General features: G+C 60.1%; 18 protein-coding genes. 9 read left to right on the top strand and 9 right to left on the bottom strand.

Annotated elements, in window-relative coordinates:
* Window positions 1-8: 8 nt before the first annotated feature.
* From VJ464_18865 to VJ464_18845, 5 genes are all read left to right on the top strand, one after another.
* Window positions 9-3,404 (top strand): tetratricopeptide repeat protein, encoded by a 3,396-nt coding sequence (locus tag VJ464_18865; GenBank protein HKQ07198.1) that lies wholly within the window; start codon window positions 9-11, stop codon window positions 3,402-3,404.
* 114 nt (window positions 3,405-3,518) lie between these two features.
* Window positions 3,519-3,905, top strand: coding sequence for a hypothetical protein (locus tag VJ464_18860; GenBank protein ID HKQ07197.1), 387 nt, complete (start codon window positions 3,519-3,521; stop codon window positions 3,903-3,905).
* Window positions 3,802-4,470, top strand: coding sequence for a thiamine phosphate synthase (thiE, locus tag VJ464_18855; GenBank protein ID HKQ07196.1), 669 nt, complete (start codon window positions 3,802-3,804; stop codon window positions 4,468-4,470). The genes VJ464_18860 and thiE overlap by 104 nt, the downstream gene beginning before the upstream one ends.
* A gap of 10 nt (window positions 4,471-4,480) precedes the next feature.
* A complete protein-coding gene (thiD, locus tag VJ464_18850; GenBank protein ID HKQ07195.1) occupies window positions 4,481-5,287 on the top strand; it encodes a bifunctional hydroxymethylpyrimidine kinase/phosphomethylpyrimidine kinase in 807 nt (268 codons plus the stop codon).
* Window positions 5,288-5,555: 268 nt separating this feature from the next.
* Window positions 5,556-6,251 carry a sigma-70 family RNA polymerase sigma factor gene (locus tag VJ464_18845; protein ID HKQ07194.1) on the top strand — a complete coding sequence of 232 codons (696 nt, stop codon included), beginning with the start codon at window positions 5,556-5,558 and terminating at the stop codon, window positions 6,249-6,251.
* A gap of 39 nt (window positions 6,252-6,290) precedes the next feature.
* Here VJ464_18845 and hemC read toward each other — a convergent pair whose 3' ends face one another.
* From hemC to VJ464_18820, 5 genes are all read right to left on the bottom strand, one after another.
* A complete protein-coding gene (gene hemC / locus VJ464_18840; GenBank protein HKQ07193.1) occupies window positions 6,291-7,217 on the bottom strand; it encodes a hydroxymethylbilane synthase in 927 nt (308 codons plus the stop codon).
* 26 nt (window positions 7,218-7,243) lie between these two features.
* Window positions 7,244-8,512 (bottom strand): glutamyl-tRNA reductase, encoded by a 1,269-nt coding sequence (gene hemA / locus VJ464_18835; protein HKQ07192.1) that lies wholly within the window; start codon window positions 8,510-8,512, stop codon window positions 7,244-7,246.
* A gap of 3 nt (window positions 8,513-8,515) precedes the next feature.
* Complete coding sequence (ccsA, locus tag VJ464_18830; protein HKQ07191.1) at window positions 8,516-9,349, bottom strand: cytochrome c biogenesis protein CcsA; 834 nt, start codon at window positions 9,347-9,349, stop codon at window positions 8,516-8,518.
* An 83-nt stretch (window positions 9,350-9,432) separates the two neighbouring features.
* Complete coding sequence (locus VJ464_18825; GenBank protein ID HKQ07190.1) at window positions 9,433-10,188, bottom strand: Crp/Fnr family transcriptional regulator; 756 nt, start codon at window positions 10,186-10,188, stop codon at window positions 9,433-9,435.
* Between the two features lie 484 nt (window positions 10,189-10,672).
* A complete protein-coding gene (locus tag VJ464_18820) occupies window positions 10,673-11,851 on the bottom strand; it encodes an MFS transporter (protein HKQ07189.1) in 1,179 nt (392 codons plus the stop codon).
* 322 nt (window positions 11,852-12,173) lie between these two features.
* On the opposite strand from VJ464_18820, the gene VJ464_18815 reads away from it, so the two are divergent.
* The 4 genes from VJ464_18815 (at window position 12,174) to VJ464_18800 (ending at window position 15,268) form a co-directional block, all read left to right on the top strand.
* On the top strand, window positions 12,174-12,464 hold the full coding sequence (locus VJ464_18815) for a helix-turn-helix transcriptional regulator (protein ID HKQ07188.1): 291 nt from the start codon (window positions 12,174-12,176) through the stop codon (window positions 12,462-12,464).
* 538 nt (window positions 12,465-13,002) lie between these two features.
* Window positions 13,003-13,437, top strand: a complete 435-nt coding sequence (locus VJ464_18810) for a PDZ domain-containing protein (protein HKQ07187.1) — start codon at window positions 13,003-13,005, stop codon at window positions 13,435-13,437.
* A 68-nt stretch (window positions 13,438-13,505) separates the two neighbouring features.
* Window positions 13,506-14,288: a hypothetical protein gene (locus VJ464_18805; GenBank protein HKQ07186.1), complete on the top strand. Its 783-nt coding sequence runs from the start codon at window positions 13,506-13,508 to the stop codon at window positions 14,286-14,288.
* Entirely contained in the window at window positions 14,285-15,268 is a 984-nt protein-coding gene (locus VJ464_18800) for a hypothetical protein (GenBank protein ID HKQ07185.1), read from the top strand. The genes VJ464_18805 and VJ464_18800 overlap by 4 nt, the downstream gene beginning before the upstream one ends.
* Window positions 15,269-15,314: 46 nt before the next feature.
* Here VJ464_18800 and VJ464_18795 read toward each other — a convergent pair whose 3' ends face one another.
* From VJ464_18795 to VJ464_18780, 4 genes are all read right to left on the bottom strand, one after another.
* On the bottom strand, window positions 15,315-16,556 hold the full coding sequence (locus VJ464_18795; GenBank protein ID HKQ07184.1) for a Phenylacetic acid catabolic protein: 1,242 nt from the start codon (window positions 16,554-16,556) through the stop codon (window positions 15,315-15,317).
* Between the two features lie 95 nt (window positions 16,557-16,651).
* Window positions 16,652-17,623, bottom strand: coding sequence for an asparaginase (locus VJ464_18790; GenBank protein ID HKQ07183.1), 972 nt, complete (start codon window positions 17,621-17,623; stop codon window positions 16,652-16,654).
* Window positions 17,624-17,649: 26 nt separating this feature from the next.
* Window positions 17,650-19,383: a PQQ-dependent sugar dehydrogenase gene (locus VJ464_18785; protein HKQ07182.1), complete on the bottom strand. Its 1,734-nt coding sequence runs from the start codon at window positions 19,381-19,383 to the stop codon at window positions 17,650-17,652.
* 212 nt (window positions 19,384-19,595) lie between these two features.
* Window positions 19,596-20,372, bottom strand: coding sequence for a hypothetical protein (locus tag VJ464_18780; GenBank protein HKQ07181.1), 777 nt, complete (start codon window positions 20,370-20,372; stop codon window positions 19,596-19,598).
* Window positions 20,373-20,421 lie beyond the last annotated feature (49 nt).

The raw sequence follows: 20,421 nt of genomic DNA, 5'->3' as shown, positions 1-20,421 counted from the left end.
AGGGGTTTATGTCGTTAAACAAGTCGAAGGTTCTGCGCAGCGCCGAAAAATATGTCTTGCAGGGCAAGCTTCCCGCGGCTATAGACGAGTACCGCAAAGTCGTTGACGCAGATCCCGCAGACCTCACGACCATCAACACGCTCGGCGACCTCTATGTGCGCGCCGGTCGCATCCAAGACGCGATTACGAATTTCTCGCGCATCGCCGACAGCTACCGCGAAGGCGGCTTCACCTTGAAGGCCATCGCGATGCTGAAGAAGATCTCCAAGCTCGACCCGACCAATATCGAAACGGCGATGAAGCTGGCGAACCTTTACTCGCAGCAGGGGCTACTGGTCGAAGCCCGGCAACAGTATCTGCAAGTCGCCGACGCTTACGCGCGCAAAGGCGAGACCCGCAAGGCGCTCGAAGCCTATCAGAAGATTGCCGACCTCGACCCCGCGAATACCTCCGTGCGCATGAAGCTCGGCGAGATTTACTTGCGCGAAGGCTTCACCGATCAGGCGCACGAGTCGTTCATCATGGCGGGCGGCGAATTCCTCCGCAAAGGCGACACGGAACAGGCGCTCAACGCCAACCTCAAAGCGATTTCGATCAAGTCCGATTCCATGCAGGCGCTCACCGCCATTGCGACGATCTACACGCAGCACGGCCAGATCGACCGCGCCATCAACCTGCTCTGCGATGTCTTCGAGCGCAACCCCGGCGACGTCGAGCTGTTGACGATTCTGGGCCGCACTTACCTGCAAGCCGGCATGATGGACGACGCCGAGCGCACCTTCCTCAGCCTGGTCGAGCTGGATCGCAACCGCTATCACTATCTGCTCGAAGTCGGGCGACGTTTCTTGCAGATGGGCGACCTCGACCGCGCCGCCGAACAGATAGACGGCTGCCTCGACGTCCTCATCGGCAAGCGCGAAGAGGACAAGGCCATAGATTTCCTGCGCAAGATTTTAGACCGCGACATGAATCACGTCGGCGGACTCAAGCGGCTGGTGCAAATCTTTTTGCGCATCCGCGAAGACCACAACGTCATCGCCACGCTCAACTCGCTGGTCGAAGCGGCCATGCGCAAGGGCGACGACGAATCGGCCATCGAAGCGCTCAAAGAGCTGGCGCGCATGGAGCCGGACGAGCCGATGCACTTGCAGCGCCTCTACACGCTCGGCGTCAAAGACATCGTTGAATCAGGCGCGCCGGATGTGGTGCGCGCCACCGGGCCGCTCGATTATGGCGCCGCGGCCTTTGACGACACCTTTGTGGTTCGCCAGGTCTCGGAAGCCGAGATTCTTGCAGGGCACGGGCAGGTCACGCACGCCATCGACATCCTCACGGGCATTCTGCAACACGCGCCGGAGAACGTGCAGGTGCATTTGAAGCTCAAAGACATCTACCTGCGCGCCGGGCAGATGGACAAAGCGGCGCAGGAGTGCCTGGAGCTGTCGCGCATTCACGAACGGCGCGGCGAGGCGGCGCGCGCCAGCGACTATCTGGCCGAAGCGCGGCAACTCAACCCGCTGCTCGATACTTCCGCGGAAGAGAGGGCGGCACGGACAAACGATTGGATGGGCGAGGCGAGCAGTTCATTCGATTACGCTGCCGCCGCGGCCCCGCCAAACGGCAACGGCAATGGCAACGGCGCAGGCCACGCGAACGGCTTTGAACTTCCCGAGTCGCCAGCCGAGATGGACTGGAGCCGCTACCAGACAGGGATGTTGAGCGACGTTGGGGGCTTTGTCACCGTGCCCGGTCAAGGCGCGGCGACAAATGGCCTGAATGCCTCGGCACATGCGCCGGACGGCGCGATGGCCGCGCTCGCCGACTCGCAGGGCTTCCGTTACAGTGACACGCTGGTCGGCGAGGCAGACGGGCAAGCCGGCGAGCCGCATCCGGATTTACTATTCAGCGCTACTGACAAGTTGCCGTCTGATACGATGAGCAGCGTCTTGCGCGACGAGTTAGAGGGAATTGATTTCTACATCGCACAGGGCTACCTGGAGATTGCCCAGGATGCGCTCGAACGGTTGCAGAACGAAAATGGGGCGCACCCAGAAATCCTGGCGCGCTTCGCCCAACTGGGCATCGGCGCGGCAGAAGCGCCGCAAGTCGTCGCGCCCGCAGCGGTCGTTGAAGCTCCCGCGAGCCCCGCGCGCGAGGCCGAAGTCGCCTTCGCAGACCCGGCGGTCGAAGAACATCTCACGCCTGTGGCGGATGAGCAGGAAGCCGATACGCATGGCTTCGCCTTCGCGCCCGCTGCAAACACAGATGCCGAAGACACTGACGGGCCCGCCGAGATTGATCTTTCAATGTTCGTTGCCGATAGCCTCCCAATGCCTGAGGCCGCGCTGCCGCCCGCCGCGCCGGCGGCGACGAATGAGCCCGCTGAAGCGATAAAGCCGAAAGCCGCCGAGCGCCCACCGTCTTATACGGGCTCACTGGCCGGCCATAACCTGGGCGATGTAGCCTTGAATACCTTTGCGCCGCCCGAAGAAGAGAAGCACGAGCCGTTCATGATTCACAAAGAGACCGGCCCGTTGCAGGCAGATTTGATCGTCAAGTTCAACAGCAGCGACCTCCTGCACAATAACCTGTTTGATCAGGAGCAGCACTCATCAATGGAACGCAGCGCATCGGGCGGCACACAGGATTTGCTCGATTCCCTGGTCTCTAACATTGATGCCTCGTTCGATCACATTCAGCAGGGCGGTGAAGCCAATCAAGCGGAAGATGACGGGCCGCTGGCGCTCGCGAGCGGGCCGCTGGAGATGTTCGGCGAATCGCCGCTGACCGCAACGAGCGGTACGGAGGGCGCCGAAAGCGGCTTTGACCTCGCCGAGACGGACGAGCCGCTGAGCTTTAACCCGTCCTTCCTGCCGGCAGCCGACGAAGCAGAGTCGTTTGAAAACACCACCTCGTGGAGCGCCGACCTGCTGGCGGAAACGCCGCCACGCTCCGACCTCGACGACATTCTCGAAGAGCTGCGCGAAGAGAGCGGCCCGCTCTCGGAGACCGGTGATTTCGAAACTCATTTCAGCCTCGGCCTTGCCTACAAAGACATGGACTTGCTGGACGACGCCATCAGCGAATTCCAGCGTGCCTTCAGGATGGCCGGCTCGGAAGACGTCAATGGTGATTACATCCAGTGCTGCAATATGCTCGGCGTCTGCTTCAAGCGCAAGCAATTGCCGAAAGTCGCCATCATGTGGTTCGAGCGCGGCTTGAAGATTCCTCATCGCCTGGAGGACGAGTACCAGGCGCTGCGCTACGAAATCGCCCTGTGCTACGAAGAACTCGGCGAGTTTGACAAGGCGCTCGATGCTTTCATGGAAGTTTATGGCTCGGACGTCAACTACCGCGAAACCGCCACCAAGATTCGCCAGTTGCAGGCCGCGAAAAGCCAGTGATAGAGTTAGAAGTCAGGAGCCAGGAGTCAGGAGTCAGAATAGGGGCGTAGACAAACAAACTGCCGCCTCTCTTATTCTGACTCCTGACTCCTGACTCCTGACTCCTGATTCAATATGTCCGCCAAGCTGACCATCATCTTCTTCATCCTGATCTGTTTCGAGATCGGCGCGCTGCTGATTATCCTGCCGTGGGTACAACGCCCGTCGTGGGGTGAAAACTACTTACTGGTGCTGGCCGCCGATCACCTCCACTGGCCGTCGCTGGCAATGGCGATGAAAAGTTCTTATATGCGCGGCGCGGTGACCGGCCTGGGAGTGGTCAACATCCTGATCGGCATGTGGGAAGCCGCGAACTTTACACGCACCACACGCAGCTTTCAACAGCGATGGCAGAGCCATGAAAGCAATCCTCAAACGGCAGACGCCACTCGTCTACTTGATCAGCGACCGGCGGCAACTGAAGCCCCGGAGCCGCGCCCCGGAAACGGCGGCGTTGATTGATTTCCTGCGCGCCGCCATTGCCGCGGGCGTTGACCTGATTCAACTGCGCGAGCGCGACCTTGCGCCGCGCGCCACGCTCGCCATTGCCGATGCCATCGCACCGCTTGCTCAGGTTACAGGCGCGGCCCTGCTCATCAATGATCGTGCCGACGTGGCCGCTTGTGCAGGGGCCGGCGTCCATCTTACGACGCGCTCTCTGCCGCCTGATGCCGTGCGCCGCGCTTTTGGTGAATCGTTGCTGATTGGCGCTTCAACGCACACCCTACAGGAAGCGAGCGAGGCCGAGCGCGGCGGCGCCGACTTTATCGTCTTCGGGCCGGTGTTTGAGACCGACAGCAAGAAGGCTTATGGGCCGCCGGTCGGCCTGGCCGCTTTGCGAGCGGTAGTTGAACAATTGACGATCCCGGTGATTGCGCTCGGCGGGATCAAGCCGATTAACTTTCATGAGGTGCTAAACGCCGGGGCCGCCGGTGTCGCCGCGATCTCGATGTTTGTCGAAGCGGATGATTTGAGCGGGCTCGTCCAGAAGATTAAATCGAGCCGCCAGGTGCATGATGCGCGATGAGTCGGACGAGATGAGCGAATACCAACCGCCGGTGGTGATGACGATTGCCGGGTTTGACCCTTCGGGCGGCGCAGGCATCCTTGCAGACATCAAAGCGATCTCGGCGATGGGCGGCTTTGGTGTCGCCGCCATCAGCAGCCTGACTTTTCAAAACACCCTCGGCGTTTTCGGCGCAACCCACCAGAGCCGCGAGATCATTCGCCGGCAGATCGAACCGCTGCTCGAAGATTTTCAGATCGCTGCCGTCAAGACCGGCATGCTGCCGACCGCCGAAGTGATCGAAGAAGTCGCCGCCATCATCCGCAACCGCCGCCTCGCTCCGCTGGTCGTTGACCCGGTGGTTCGCAGCACGAGCGGCTTTGACCTGGTAGATGACCGCGCCCTGGCTGTGCTGGTAGAAAAGCTCTTTCGGCTGGCGACCGTCGTTACACCCAACGCCGCTGAAGCCGAGCGCCTGACCGGCATTCGGATTATCAATCTCGAAACGATGCAGCAGGCCGCCGCAGCAATTCGCGCGATGGGCGCGCGCGCCGTTCTCGTCAAAGGCGGTGATGTGATGGCTGAAACGGCCACAGACCTGCTGCTCGACGATGAGGGCGCGCGGCTGTTTGCCGCCGAGCGCGTCACCTCGTCAAGCACGCACGGCACCGGGTGTACGCTGGCGGCAGCGGTGGCGACCTTGTTGGCGCGCGGCCATTCGCTTGCCGGAGCCATCGAGCAAGCCAAGCATTATATTGTCGAAGCCATTCGCCATGCCCCGGCCTTAGGTCATGGGCATGGCCCGCTCAATCATTTCCCGCGGCGCAATAATTCTTGATCTGTTGGACGTGGCGCAATCTGTTAGATTGCGCCGCGACTCGCGCAATCTAACCGCATTGCGCCACAGGACAAACCCAAGCGCAATCCGCTCGAAGATTGTCTGCGCGGCGTTTTGGCTGTCAGGTCGCCAAGGTGATTTGCTATACTTTCACGGCTCTTGTGCGGGGCCTCTGTAATCCAATTGGCCGGATTAAAAAACGCAGCAAAGCAAGCAACCGGTAAGTCGAGCGCACCGCAGATCATTAGAATCAGGCAAATAGGGGATTATGGCTTCGGCACTGAGAGAGCTGACCGTAAATGAGCTATTGCGTCGCTGCGCCGTTCGGCCAGTGGACGAGGACGCCTGGCAGGAGTTCGTTCGCCGCTACCACCCGACGATTCGCGCCTTCGTCACGCGTACCTTAAAGCAAAGGCTATATACAGACCCCGAGCTGAAACAACAGAACCCGGACGCGACCGACGATGATCTAGTGCAGGCGGTTTATGCCAAGCTCATCAATGACCCTGGCACGCTCGAACGTTTCGCCGGCGAGTTCGACAACTCGATCTTCCAGTACCTTGGCATCATCGCCGCCAACGTCGTACGCGATCACTTCCGCGTCGTGCTGGCGCTGAAGCGTCCGCGGGTGACATTCTCGCTCGACCAGTTGACTAGCGACAGTGATCAGATGCTGGCCAAAGAGGGCTTCGATATCGCTTCGTCATCGCCCGACGCGCAACGCGACCTCGCGGTGACGCAAGCCGAGATTGAAGAGGCGCTCGGCGCCGTCATGAAGGGCCGCAATGGCGCGCGCGACATACTGATTTTTAAGCTGCGCTTCTTTGAAGGAATCGGGCCGGCTGAAATCGTCAGGACGCTTGGCGGCGCGCTGACCGAGCCCGCCGTCAGCTCGATCATCAATCGCACGGTGCTACGGATTCGCCCGATCCTGGCAAGCAAATACGGTATGCGCGTCAAGTGAGGAGGGTGGAGAAACCTTAGCGGGGCGAAGCCAGCGCGGTTAACCGCGAGCCAATATGCGATCCGCGCCCTGTGCGATTAACTCTTCGGCCAGCCGCTTGCCCAGCGCTTCGGCCTCCTCGGACGCGCCCGCGACCGTGCCGCGAACGATCTCGGTGCCATCGGTGCTGGCGACCAGTCCCGTCAGCTTGAGCGACGCTGATTCGATCACGGCATGCGCGGCAATCGGCACCAGGCAGCCGCCGCCAAGTCCCTTCAAGAAAGCGCGCTCTGCCTGACACGCCAGCCATGTCGCTTCGTGGTTTAATTGACCGACCAGTTCATTCACCGTGGCGTCATCGCTGCGCGTTTCGATTGCCAGCGCGCCTTGGCCGACTGCCGGAAGCACCAGCTGCGGGCTCAGATGCTCGGTGATGCGCTCGGCAAATCCCAGCCGGTGCAAACCGGCGGCGGCCAAAATGATGGCGTCGAACTGGCCGTCATCGAGCTTGCGCAATCGCGTGTCGACGTTGCCGCGAATCGGCTCAAGCCGCAAGTCCGGGCGCGCCGCGCGAATCTGCGCCTGGCGGCGCAGGCTGCTGGTGCCGACCAGCGCGTTTCGCGGAAGCTCGCTGAAATTCCGAATGCCGCTGCGCGCCGCCAGCGCGTCGCGCACGTCTTCGCGCCTGCTGATCGCGCCGATGTGGAGGTCGGCGGGCAGCTCTGTCGGCAAATCTTTCAGGCTATGAACCGCCAGATCGACGCGGCGCTCGCGGATGGCTTCCTCAAGCTCTTTAGTGAACAGCCCCTTGCCTTGCTCGCCGAGCTTCGGCAACGACACGTCAAGCACGCGGTCGCCTTTGGTCGAGATGATTTCGAGGTTGACTTGCAGGCCGGGATTGAGGCGCTCCAGCTCGCCTTTCACCCAGTTGGTTTGCCACAGCGCCAGCTTGCTGCCACGTGTCCCGATGGTGATGGTCTGACTCAAGGTAACCCTTCCGCTTCGATAAAGGCTCAATCAATGCGAATCATTTTTCGCAACTCTTCCAGCACGCGGGTCGAATCGCCGTCGCGGGCCGCTTCGCGCAAGTGGACGATGACCGGATGCGAGAGCTTGTTGACCAGCGCCGGCAGCAGCACCTCTTGAATCGCCGCTTCCTGCTCTGGCGTCAGCGCCCCCAGCCGCTTGCGGTTGCGCTTGAACTCGTTCGTCGCCATCTGCCCGAGCAGCTGTTTGACTTCGACGACCGCCGGGCCGATGTCGAAAGCGCGCATCTGCTTGAGGAAGTTTTCGACTTCCGTTTCGATGATGGCTTCAGCGACCGCCGCTTCCTTCTGGCGCTCGCGGATATTCGCCTTGACGACCGTTTCCAGGTCATCCACATCGAACAGAAAGCAGTTATCCAGATGGGCGATAGCGGGGTCAACATTACGCGGCACCGAGATGTCTATAAACAGCAGCGGCCCGCGGCGGCGGCCTTTGAGCGCCCGGCGAGCCTCCGCCGGGCGGATGACGTAATCCGCCGCGCCCGTCGAACAGAGGACGATGTCGGCGGCGGGCAGCACATCATAAAACGCTTCGAAGCTGACGGCGCCGCCGCCGAACTGCCGGGCGATCTCTTCGGCGCGCGCCGCCGTGCGGTTGGTGACGAGCAGTTTACTGGTGCCGGCATCGATGAGGTTGCGCGCCGCCAGCTCGCCCATCTCGCCTGCGCCGACCAGCAGCACGGATTTGTTTGAAAGGTCGTTGAAAATCTTGCGCGCCAGCTCGACGGCGACCGAGCTTACGGAGACAGGGTTCTGCGCGATGCCGGTTTCGGTGCGCACGCGCTTGGCGACGTTGATGGCGCGATTCATCAACTGGCTCAGCACACGTCCGACGGTGCCGGCGTCGGCGGCGTGCTGATAAGCCTCCTTCACCTGGCCGAGAATCTGCGATTCGCCGACAACCAGCGAATCGAGGCTCGAAGCGACGCGGAACAGGTGTTTGATTGCCGCGGCGTCGGCGTGGCGGTAGAGATGGCCATTCAGCGAGTCGGGCGGCAGTTGGTGAAAATCGCAAACGAACTCTTCGAGGTGGTGGATGCCACGGTCGGGGCCGTTGGCCGTGGTGGCAAGTAGCTCGACGCGGTTGCAGGTCGAAACGATCAGCCCTTCTTCGACGACTTCTTGATCCACCAGGCTGCCGAGGGCGTCCGACAGCCGCGCTTCGGCGAACGCCAGCCGCTCGCGCATCTCGACCGGCGCGGTCTTATGACTCAATCCGATGAGAACAATGTTCATTGACTACGAACCAATGATGAAGCTGAGCGTGTGCAAATTGCCTAAAGACCGCAAGCCGATGAGGCTGAAGATAACGATTAGAAAACTGACGATGGAAGCCAGCGCCGCCGCGCGTCCGCCCCATCGTGCGTTCATTCGCGTCTGGATAAAGAAAAAATAGATGACCCAGGTGACGACCGAAAAAATCTCAATCGGTGTGCCGTGCCAGAACCGTCCGTCACCCAAGCCCTGCCAGTAGAACCCGGCGGCGATGCCGAGCGTCAGCAGCACGAAACCGATGGCCAGCGCCTTGAAGCTGATGGCGTCGCAGGTGTCGAGCGACGGCAGCTTGTAGAAGATCATGCCAAAGCGCCGCTGCTTCAGCTCGCGCTCCTGAATGATGTACATCAACCCGGCCCCGAAGGCGATGAAGAACGCCGCATAGGCCAGCAAAATCAACCCCGCATGAACCGGGAAGAGAAGACGTTGGAGCGGACCTTGAATGCTCTGCAACTGCCCTGCGGTATTCGGCGAGATCGCGGCAATCGCCGCAAGCACCAGGACGATGGGAAAGATGAAAGCTTTCAGGGCGTTGGCGTTATACCAGCGGGAGGCGATCAGGTAGCAGATGACCAGCCCCCAGGAGAGGAAAGCGCACATCTCCTGCGTGCCGACCAGCGGGCAGCGGCCCGTGTGCAGCCCTCTAAGTACCAACCAGCTAGTGTGCGCGCCGAAAGCAACGGCCAGCGTTGCAAGCGAAAACCGCCGCAACGCTGGCCGCTTCGTCGTTAGCGTGAAAATGGACTGCGCTACACAAATCGCGTAGCCGACGAGAATGATGATCCAAAGAATTTGCATAGGGCCGAGCTCCGGCGTGTCCTACCAGCACACCCTATTCTACAAATCGCCCGGCCTATTAGCAATCACTCGGATCGATCAAGTTAAATGGCCGCCATCTTGCGCAGGCGGTCGGCGTCCTGAATGGTGATGCGTTTGCGGCCCACTGAAATGACTTTCTCGGCCTTCATCTCCCCGATAGCGTTCGTAACGGTCTCGCGGTAGACGCCGAGCGTTTCAGCGATCTGTTGTTGAGTCTGGCCGCTGACGTTGCCCTGCTTGTCGGCGTTGGTCAGCAGCATGGCGGCAATGCGCCCGGCTACCGGCTGGAACGCCGCCTGCTCGTGCTGGCGGTCGGCCTCGACCAGCCGGCTGCCAACTTTGCGCAGGATGTTGATGGCAAGCTCCGGCGAGCCGGCCACCAGCCGATCAAAATCCGCCGGCGCAATGACAATCACCTTCGTCGGCTCGACGGCGGTCGCGGTCGTGCCGAACATGCCCTGGCCGAGCGCCGGCGCGTCGCCGAAGATGGTGCCCGGTTCGAGCGTCTTGACGGTATGCGTCGTGCCGTTTGCCGAGGTGCGGTTGACCTGCACGCGCCCACTCTTGAGCAGGAACAGGGTGCCCTGCTTGACGTTGCTCGGGTAGACCGTGTCGCCCGGCTTGAAGGTTTTGCGCGCCAGCTCGTTGATGGCGTTCTCGATCTTCGGGTCGTCGCCGCCGGTCAGGTCTGCGAGGGTCAGATAGCCGACCTTGCGGCCTACGCTCATAGCGGCCAGCGCCCGGATTTTATCGCTTGTGCCTTTGGTTCGCTTCTTCCGGGCCGGCGCTTTTGCTTTCGATTTTGCAGCAGTTGCCAATGTCATCTCCTCTTTTCCACCCAGGTTATTGCGTAATTTGCTAAGCTGCTGCTTAATATTTTTAGCGGCTAAGGCGCAGCAGCTCTCAAAGATTCAGCAAAGCTTCGGTTGAGTCGATTTGTTTATCCCCTAGACTCTTTCATTATCATGGCGGCAGTCTGTGACGCAAGCCACCCTCTTGCTTCGCCTGAAGGTAGTGGAGTACGGTTGGTTCTCTCGTTATCCATATTACAATGATGCGCTTGGCGCCACGGGATGCGCCGCAAAGAAACAAAACTTCAGTTACTTCGCCCGAGAGGGGATATGACAGTTGGACGGCTGTGCCAGGACAATGGGAAAAAGGGGGCGCTACGCAGGCCGGTCACGCGGCTCACAAACCGGAGGGCAGGGCGACCGTTGATTGGCGTCTTGCGGGCTACGCAGGCCACCTGGCGCGCTACATTGAAAGATTGCGCATCGCCCTGCTTTTCTGAGACTGCATGGCTCAGGACGCCCGATGCGGCGACGTCGCTTTGTAAAGGAAAAGTATTTCAATGGCGAATAAAGTTGCTAACGCGAGTGGCAGGTAAAACAGCCAGCGGTCGCCGAAGTGAGTCATCGCCAGCCCTGACAGCCCCGGTCCCATCAGACTGCCGATGCCGAAGGCGAGCGAGAATAACGAATGGGCCGCGCCCAGCCGTTTGTGCGGGACGAGCGTGCCGATGATCGCCAGGCCGAGCGGGTAGAGGCCGCCGGCCATCGCCCCGGCGACGATCCCTGTGGGAATAAACCACCGCCAGTTGCTGATCGCCGCCATCAGCGCGAACGAGATGGCAACCATAACCGCGCAGACGAAGAGCATGCGGCGCTTGCCGAAGCGATCCGCCGCGCGGCCCATCGGCACCTGGCTGACCAGTACGCCAGCAATGACCGCAGTGAGGATGATCCCCATCTGTTTGCTGCTTGCCTCCAGGACTTGCGTCAGGTAACGCGGCACCAGCGTCACCAGCGAAGACATGAGATAGCCATAAAGCATGCCCGCAGATGCCGGCACCAGTATGGCTTTGCTGAAGACGCGGGTAAGCGATTCGACGTGATGCGAAGTCGAGCCGACCTGGGGAATCATTACTTGAGCGATGAGCGCCGCCAGCAGACTCAGCGCGAAGCATGCAATGAAAGGCGTGCGGGGGTTGAGGCTGTACAGCAGCGTGCCGCTTATCGGGCCGACCGCCCAGCCCAGGCCGACCGACAGCGCGTAATAACTCATGCGTCGGGCGCGTTCGTCCGGGGCGCTCAACTTGCCGATCATGGTCTCGGTCGCGACCGAGATCGCCGCCGCGCCGACGCCTTCGAGGGCTCGCGCGGCGAAGAAGAGCGGCGTCGTCAGCCGCATCGCGAACAGGGCAATCGCCGCGCCGTAGACGATGAGCCCGCCGACCAGCACAAGCTTCGGCCCAAAGCGGTCAGTCGCCGCGCCGACGGGGAACGACGCCAGCGTGAAGGTCGTGAACATCGTCGTGCCGATCAGGCCGATGACGAAGTTGTTCTCGCCGTGCTCGCCGAGCACCAGCGCGATCAGCGGCGCCACCAGGCCGACGCCGACATAGCTGATGGCGATTGCCAGATAGATGGCAAAAAAGGCGCGGGAATTCGCGGGTTTCTGCTTCATGATTAAAAGCGACAACTTAGCATCTCCACCCACGACGCCGCAACCGCGCCGGACATCGCGGCATGCCAATAGAACACTGGCGACCGCCGGTTAAGCCAAATTGTCGGCGAATGTCATTGACCACAAACACCTATTGGATTATCTTAAAAGCCTCTGGCTCTGCCAGCCCGTCGGATTAATGGATTAAGTTCGCATACTGCATCGCTGATTTTCAATTGCTCCTTATTTCGCTTGCCGCTTCCCCAGTTTCGAGAGCCATCGGTGAGGTTCAAACATGAACCGGAAGATACAAAGCGTCTTAGAGTTCTTCGCTGCCAATCTGCATCGGCAGATACGCGTGGGCGAGATCACCGGTTTATCGCCTTCGCGCCTCCACAATTTGTTCAAGGCCGAACTGGGCCTGCCGCCGATGCAATATCTCAAGAACTTGCGAATGGAGAAAGCCTGCGCACTGCTGCAAGACCCGGCAATGAGGATCAAGCAGATTCAGCTTGCCGTCGGCTGCCAGGATCAGCGGTACTTTTTTCAGGATTTCAAAAAGTTCTTCGGCCAGACGCCCTCGCAATACCGGGCGCGTCGGTCGGCGTCCCTGCTTACCGCAAATGAGCCGTCAGAAAGAAAACGGTAGAATTAGCCACTAAACAGTAGTTTTAGCCACCTTTTTTTGCTTGCTCGATCAAGCGTTTGGGCTGATACTTGGCTACAGCAGACTTTAATGTGGCTGCCCATCAACCTGATGCGTTCTCTGATAAGCGCCTGAGCCTGTTTCAAAGAGACCTGGTCGCTTCAGAAATAACCGATACCGCAAGGTCGCGCTGGAGAATTGTTCTCTGGTAGCGAACGCACGAGACCTCTCAAAGAGGTGAACATGAGAAAGCTGGCCTTTGTACTATTGATATTGTCTTGTTTTCTTCTTGGGACCTGGCAGGGCAAGGCAACAGCCAAATCTAGGAGCGTGCCTACGCTGGCCGTCGCCCAACTCGGAGGAGACCCTTTCGGCCAATGCGACCACGTTAAATATTATTTCTACTGTCGCGGCGAGCCGGGGTGCAACTGCATTCAGATTAACGACTACACATCCGGGTGTGGGGACGGCGCGAACGGTCGCTGCTGTGCCACCTGCTTCCGGAGATCAATCAACACGCAATGAGTCATGGGAGGATAAAATGAAACTCACTAAAATCATCGCGGCACTCGTCCTGGCGGGGGTCGCCTTTTTCCTGGGTTCGATTCTGACTGGCCGCGGGCACTCGGCGCAACAGGAGTTACAGCGGCCATACGAACGGCTAGAAGATCAGCATAATGGGGATATTCCGAACCGCTCTGGTCTGGGCGTTGTCGGCGGCATAGGGTTTGTAGTTTACAAAGTGGAGCCAGGAAGTCCAGCCGAACGAATGGGGTTGCGGAAGGGCGATGTCATCACCGCATGGAACGGCAAAGAGGTGATTTCCGCCCACGACTTCCTGTTGATGGGCCAACTGGAGCCAGGCCAGCCAATCGAAGTTGACTACATCCGGGCCGACTTTGCCGCAGGCAAACACGAGAGCTACCGTGGCAGAGACGTGATGGCTCCAAGCCGTCTGAGCCGAGAATCGAAATAGCCAGGCGGTGAGGCCGGGACGTTGTAAGATCATTGCCGCAAACTTTCTGGCGGCGACAGGAGACTTGTATGAAGCACCAAGCTAAGTCAAAAACCGGTTATGCGATCCCTCTTGTGCTGAGTTTCCTCTGCATTGCCATTTTTGGTGTCAGTGCATCCTCAGGATTGTCCAGCAAAGATTCTCAGGCAACGATACTATCCATGTCCCGCCCCGCAGTTTCGGTAGAAACGCAGGCCGATTCACCGCTACGTGTCTCGCAAATCAATACGGATTCGCTGACTGCTTACATACCGGAAGTGGAACTGACGTTGACCAATGTGAGTACGTACCCGATTAGTGCTTATGCAGTCCGTTTCGATGTCTTGGGAGAAAAATGGCAAAAGGGCGGTGTAGACCTTAGTAATGCCATTTCGGTTCAGGCGATCTTCCAGCCCGGGCAATTCAAGCAAGTAACCCTTGGCGACGGCGTCCGCTACTCCGACCCCATCAAGGTCATCAAAATTATCATTGACTTTGTCGAATTCACGGACGGCGTAACCTGGGGACCTGATGGCTTTCAATCCGGCGAAAAGCTAGCTGGCATGCGTGTCGGTGCGCGCGCAGCGTTAAAATTGTTCAACAAAGTCTTGAAATCCGGTGGCCCTGTCGCCGTAATAAGTTCTATTGAATCAAACGCCGCAGATGTTATCCCACCCTCTAACCGCTCGCCCGAGTGGGTAAATGGCTTTCAACTCGGGGTCAGTGCAGTCCGCGAACGATTGCGCCATTCCTATATTGATCATGGGTCTACTCAAATTGAAACGGAAATCAGACGGCCTTTTGACGCATCAGGATGGAGACGAGTGCAATGAAGCGATATGCTCAGTTGCTATTTCTGCTCATCGTAATTTTGACCATCCCGCTGATAAAAAATGTATTCACCGTATGGGCCGCCTGTTCACCAAGGTGTGAACTCTATACCGATTTTGAAGGCCATAAATGTGTCAATCTTGATTGTACTCTCAGTTGTTCAATATCAGGCACTACCAACTGCCAGAGTATACCGATAGCTTGCGGTGCCGGCTCATACGTCGTGTCTAATCTTACCTGTGGCAGTAACAATCTTGGTGGGGCTACCGCCTCGTTCTCTTACTACTGTGGTTCTACCGAAACTGTAAAGATCAAGACGTACCAGGGGCCTGACTGCGGTAGCCGCGGCGACGAACTGGGAGGCGGCTATTGCCCGCCGCAGAACTGCGGTGGCGCGCAATACGGTTGCTACTGGGACGGCTCGATCTGCGATTGCGAGTGCAGCCCGATTCTTATTGACATGCTCGGTAATGGCTTCGCCCTCACCGACATCAGCGGCGGCGTCAGCTTTGATCTTAAGAGCACTGGCATCGCCCAACCAATGGCCTGGACGGCTGCTGGCTCAGATGATGCTTTCCTCGCTCTTGACCGCAATGGCAATGGCCGCATCGATAATGGCTCAGAGTTGTTCGGCAGCTTCACACCGCAGCCGCCTTCGCCCCAGCCCAACGGCTTCATCGCCCTAGCCGAATTCGACAAACCCGCTAATGGCGGCAATGGCGATGGCGTCATCGACCGGCGTGACGCGGTCTTCCCCTCTTTGCTGCTCTGGCAAGACACGAATCACAACGGCATGTCTGAGCCGGGCGAACTCCACAGCCTCCTATCACTCGGAGTCTATACACTTGATCTGGATTACAAAGAATCGAGGCGGCGTGACGAGCAAGGCAACTGGTTCCGCTACCGCGCAAAAGCCTATGACGCACACGGCGCGCACATTGGCCGCTGGGCCTGGGACATCTACTTACTCAGCCAACGATAAGGCGGCGCATTAACGAAAGCCTGACTCACGCACCACAAGCACGTTATCAGTTGAGGCCGTGATACTCGCGCAACTGCGCGACGAACTTATGATATTCGCGGCTGCCGATGAACTTCGCGGGCAGCACCGCCGCCAGGTAGTTTAAGTAAGCTTCAGGCGTCAGCACCTGGCCGTTTTCCGTCAGCAACTGACCGTGGTAATCGAACGGCTTGAAGACGACCTCTTCCGGGCCGCGCTTGCGGAAGAAGCTCTTGCTCGGCACCCGCAGCAGCTCTTCCGGCTTGATCCCCTTTTGCGGGTCGCCGCTGCGCTCAATCTCGTCGAGCGCCGCCCGCGCCTCTTCACGCGAGCTGCCGGCAAGGCGCTCTTGAATGATGGCGATGTTGACGTTGCGGATGACGCCGCGCACCTCTTCGTAATACTCGTCCTGCGCCACGCCGTTGGTCTTGTCCTTGAAGCCGAAGGTCATCGCGGTTTCGCCGCCGTGCTCGTTGCCGAACATCTCCAGGCCGCGCGGCACCCAGAGATTCAAGGCGCGCTGAATGTCTTCGACGCTGTAATCGCCCTCGCCGCGCGCCGCCATCTGGCCAATCTCACGCAACACTGTGCGCCCGCTGCCCAGGTGGAAGGCTTCTTCCTGTAGCATCGGCCCCATGCTGCGGGCCATCGGCGCGTAGCTGAAGACCTGCTGCATCTCCAACTGATATTTACCGACCAGATCGATCACCGTCGCGTAGGTGATGTTGTCGAGAAAATCGCCGAAGTCAATGTTGAAGGCGTCAAGAACGTGGCCGCCCAGTTCCATCGCCAGCAACTCCTCAATCGTCTGCTTGGCGACGTCGCCGAGCCCTGGCTTCTTCCACGATGGGTCTTGATCCAGCACCCAGATCATCTGGTAGGCGTGGCGCAGCTCTTCGGCCATGATGCGGAGGACGGCGAACTTGCTCTTATCGCTTACGGCCTGGTCGAGCGTTTCGCGGTGTTGCTGAATCGAGCCCAGCTCGGTCGAGCACTGGGCGCGGATGATATCGCGGGCGCTAAAGAAGGTGTTGCCGACCATCTCTTTGGCGCGCTCGAAACGCCGCCGCCCGGCGTACTGGCCGACTTCGATGGTGTCGGATTTCGTCTGGCCAACCTTGGCGACCAGTTCAAAAGGCGTCACGCCTTTGAAGTAATCGCCCCAGTATTTTTCCAGAAGGGCGAGGTCTGAGAAGTTGCGCCGCTGCCAGTCCACTATGGCGTCGTGGTACTTCGGCGTGATTGTCTCGGTCGTGTAGGTTGCAGCCATCTTGCGCCTCCGGTCGAAATCAATAGCTCCTGCTTATGGCTCTATTCTATCGAACGCCCGTTCGAAAACGCAAGCGACAAATGTGCCACAAGCAATTAAAAGAAGGCGCGGATTTCATCCGGGTCATCGGTCAGGCTCAAGGCGAGCGACAGTTTGAGGCGCGCCTTCTGGCCATTCAAGAAGTCGGCGAAGATGAGACCCATCTCGCGCAGTTGCTTGCCGCCGCCTTCATAGCCGTAGCTGTCAAAGACGCGGCCCCGCAGGCAGCGCGACACCAGCACGACCGGCAGGCGGCGCTCGACGGCGCGGCGCAGACCCTTGAGCGTCGCCGGCGGCACGTTACCGCGTCCGAGCGCCTCGATGACCAGCCCGCGCGCGCCCGCATCCGTCGCGGCGTCAATCAAGGTCGCGTCAACGCCGCTGGCCAGCTTGATGAGAAAGACCGGCTCGACAGTCTGAGTGACAGGCAGGTACCGGCGCTTGATTGCAGAGCGGCGGATGATGACTTCGCCGCGGTCAACGACGCCGAGCGGCCCGAAGTCCGGGCTCTGGAACGCGTCGAACGATTCGCTGTGCGTCTTGGTGGCTTCGCTTGCCGCGAGAATGGTGTCGTTCATCGCCACCAGCACGCCGAGGCCGCGAGCGGTGTCTGCCGCCGCCACGCGCATCGCCGACAACAGATTGGGCGGCCCGTCCCAGCCCATCTCAGAGCTGTTGCGCATGGCGCCGACCAGAACGACGGGCTTATCACTTGCCGTCGTCAGGTCGAGCAGGTAGGCGGTCTCTTCGAGCGTGTCGGTGCCGTGCGTGATGACGATGCCGCCGATGTCGTCGCGCTCAAGCGTCGCGCGCACCACGCCGGATAGCTCGATCATTCGCGGCAAGGTCATGTGCGGGCCGGGGTAACGCCCAAACTCGATGACTTCGACGTCGGCGACCTCGTCTACGCCTTGGACGAGGGCGAGAATCTCAGAGCCTGACAGCGCTGGCACGGCGCCGCCGATGGCCGCGTCATGCCTCATTGAGATAGTCCCGCCGGTGAAGATAAGGGCAAGCCGTTTCTTCATGAATCTCTATCGCAGTCTCTATCGCATCAAGGCCGCTGCTTGATCTTGAACACCGCCTGGCCGATGGTGATTTTCCCCTTGCGAGTCTGGCCTGTGGTGTTTGCGGCGATTGAATAAGTTAGCGTCGTGCTGCCGGTGCCGAGGCTGTTTGAGGTAATCGTGATCCAACTAGCGCTCGGCGTCGCCTGCCACGCGCAGCCCGAATCAACTGTTAGCGCCACGCTGTCCGAGCCGCCGGCTGAAGGGAAGACCGTAAACGACGGCGACAAGGTCTTGGGACAGTCGGCCTCCGTCAGCGCGCCTTCCTGCAAGACCGTGAAGGTTTGTCCGCCCAGCCGAATCAAGCCGCTGCGCGGGCTGCCCGTCAGGTTATCACGCACCGCAAAGCCGAGCGAGTCATTGCCCGCGCCGCTGGTCCGCTTCAATGTAATCCACGGCACACTGGCCGCCGCCAGCCAGCCGCAGTCGCTGGCCGCCGCGAGCGCCAGTTTGCCCTCGGCGCCGGCGTGCGTGAACAACTGGCCGGTCGCGGTCAGCGAATAGGTGCAGGTCGGCGGGGCGGGCGTCTGCGCCAGGCGATTGATCGTGCCGTTCTGGCCGACGACGTAGATTTCTCCGGCTTCGTCTTCGCCAAACGAGGTGATGTTGAGCGTCGTATCCAGCAAGAGCGCATTCGTGCCGCTTTGCAGTTGCCAGATTTCGCCCGTGCAGTAATCGCCATAGACATAGGCGCTCACCGGCACGGTCGAGCGGTAGCCGCGATAAATATAGCCGCCGGTGATCGAGCAGCGCCCCGCAGCGTGCGTGTAGTCGAAGATCGGCAGGATGCTGCCCGGCGGCGGCGTGCAGACGCCGCCATTGAAACTCGGATTACAGATCATCCCTTCCATCACTCGCCAGCCGTAGTTGCCGCCGTTGGTGATGTAATCAATCTCTTCGCGGGCGCTCTGGCCGACGTCGCCGCAGATCAACTGGCCGGTGGCGCGATCAAACGACCAGCGCCAGGGATTGCGCAGGCCATAGGCGTAGATTTCGTCTGCCCCCGGCGTCGAGCCGTAAAACGGGTTGCTCGGCGGCGACGAGTAGGGAATCGCGCCATTCGGCGTGTCGACATCGATGCGCAGCATCTTGCCGAGCAGCACGTTGATATTCTGCGAGTTGTTCGGCGGGTCATCGCCCGAGCCGCCGTCGCCCGTGCCGGCGTAAAGATAGCCGTCCGGCCCGAAGGCCATCATGCCGCCGTTGTGATTGGTGTTCGCCGAGTGATTGATCGGCATGTTGCTGCCCGCGCCGCCCATGACGATTTCAGAGTTGGGGTCGGCGGTGTTGGGGTTGCCCGGCGTGACGTGATATTCGGCGATGGTCAAGGCGCCGTCCGTCTGCCTTGTGTAATAGACAAAGAAGCGCCCGTTGATGGCGTACTGCGGATGAAAGGCGAGACCAAGCAATCCGCGCTCGCCGCCGCTTAGGACGCGGCTGCTGATGTCGAGAAAGACGGTCGTCGTCGAATAATCGCTGGGCTGCGCCACGCGGATGCGCCCTACCTGTTCGATGATGAAGAGGCGATTAGTGCCGTCGTGCGCATGAGTGACGAAGACCGTGCCGGATAGGCCGCTGATGACCGTTTGTAATTGCAGGGCGGTCGGCGCCGTGATGGCTTGATCGCTCTGCGCCGACGCCGCGGTGGGCACGAAGCCTGTGGCTGAGACCGCCAACAGTAACGAAACGCCCAGTAGCAGCAGTAGAACTCGCTTCCGCATGAATTAAACCTCCTCGCACAGTACGGGCATGAGGGCTGCGGCCACGATTCGCTCGGTGAGGCATGACGGGACTTCGGCTTTCTCTCCCACTCGAAGTGAATGATAAGCGGCGCTGGCAGGGCAGGCAAGCGCGGGGGCGGGCTGAAGGCGGATTTGTGAGGCAAATCACGGTGGCAGCCGTTCGCCGAACGGCTGCCACCGTCAGGACAGGATTACTTGAGGGTGACTTGCACGGGGACTTCGATCACCGGCATGTCTGCGTCGTTGGTCTCGATGCGGATCGTGCCTTTGAAGTCGCCGGCCTTCACCTTGTCGGCGTTGATCTTGATGTGAATCTGGTAGGCTTCGCCGGCCCTCTGCGTTTCGGTCGTCAGGGTCAGGAAGGCGAGCGACGAGCTGACGCGCTTGATCTCCAGGCCGCTTGCCTGCACCTTGCGCACGGTAATCGAGGGCCAGGTGATGGCGCCCAGCTCCGCGTTGATCGGCAATTGCGGCATGATGATCGAGGTCGGCGATGCGAAGATGCGCGGATAGACCGTGATGGTCAACTGCACAGGAACCTCCGGCATCGTCGCGTTGTCGGTCATCACCTTGAGCATCTGGCGGTAGGTGCCCGGCTTGAGGCCCGCGGCGCTCTGCACCTGGATTTCATAGCGCCTGCCGTCCTGAATCGGCACCAGCGTGGCAGTGAAATTCTTGCCGCCCGCGTCTACTGATTTGACGTGGACCGGCGCGGCGTCTTTGTTGACCAGGTAGAGACTGGTGTTGGTCGTGTTGCCGACCAGCACGCTGGTAATCAATTGATCCGTCGGCTCGATGAAAACCGGGCCGCGCTTGCTCGATACCGGCGCGTCGGTCGGCGTCGGCCCCGACTCCCCGACGAAGCGGGCGCGCATGGTCAATGTGAAGTTTGCGTACTTCGAGTCGTTGGTTTGCACCGCCGCGGATTTCGCCACTTCTCCGGCGTAACCGTTCGTGTGCTCGACCATTAATTCGATCTTTCCCTCCTTACCAGGAGGCACGACTTTGTCAAAGTCG

The organism is Blastocatellia bacterium (assembly GCA_035275065.1).
Taxonomy (GTDB): domain Bacteria; phylum Acidobacteriota; class Blastocatellia; order UBA7656; family UBA7656; genus DATENM01.
Note: the sequence above shows the minus strand (reverse complement) of the source record. Positions and strands in the feature narration are given on the sequence as shown.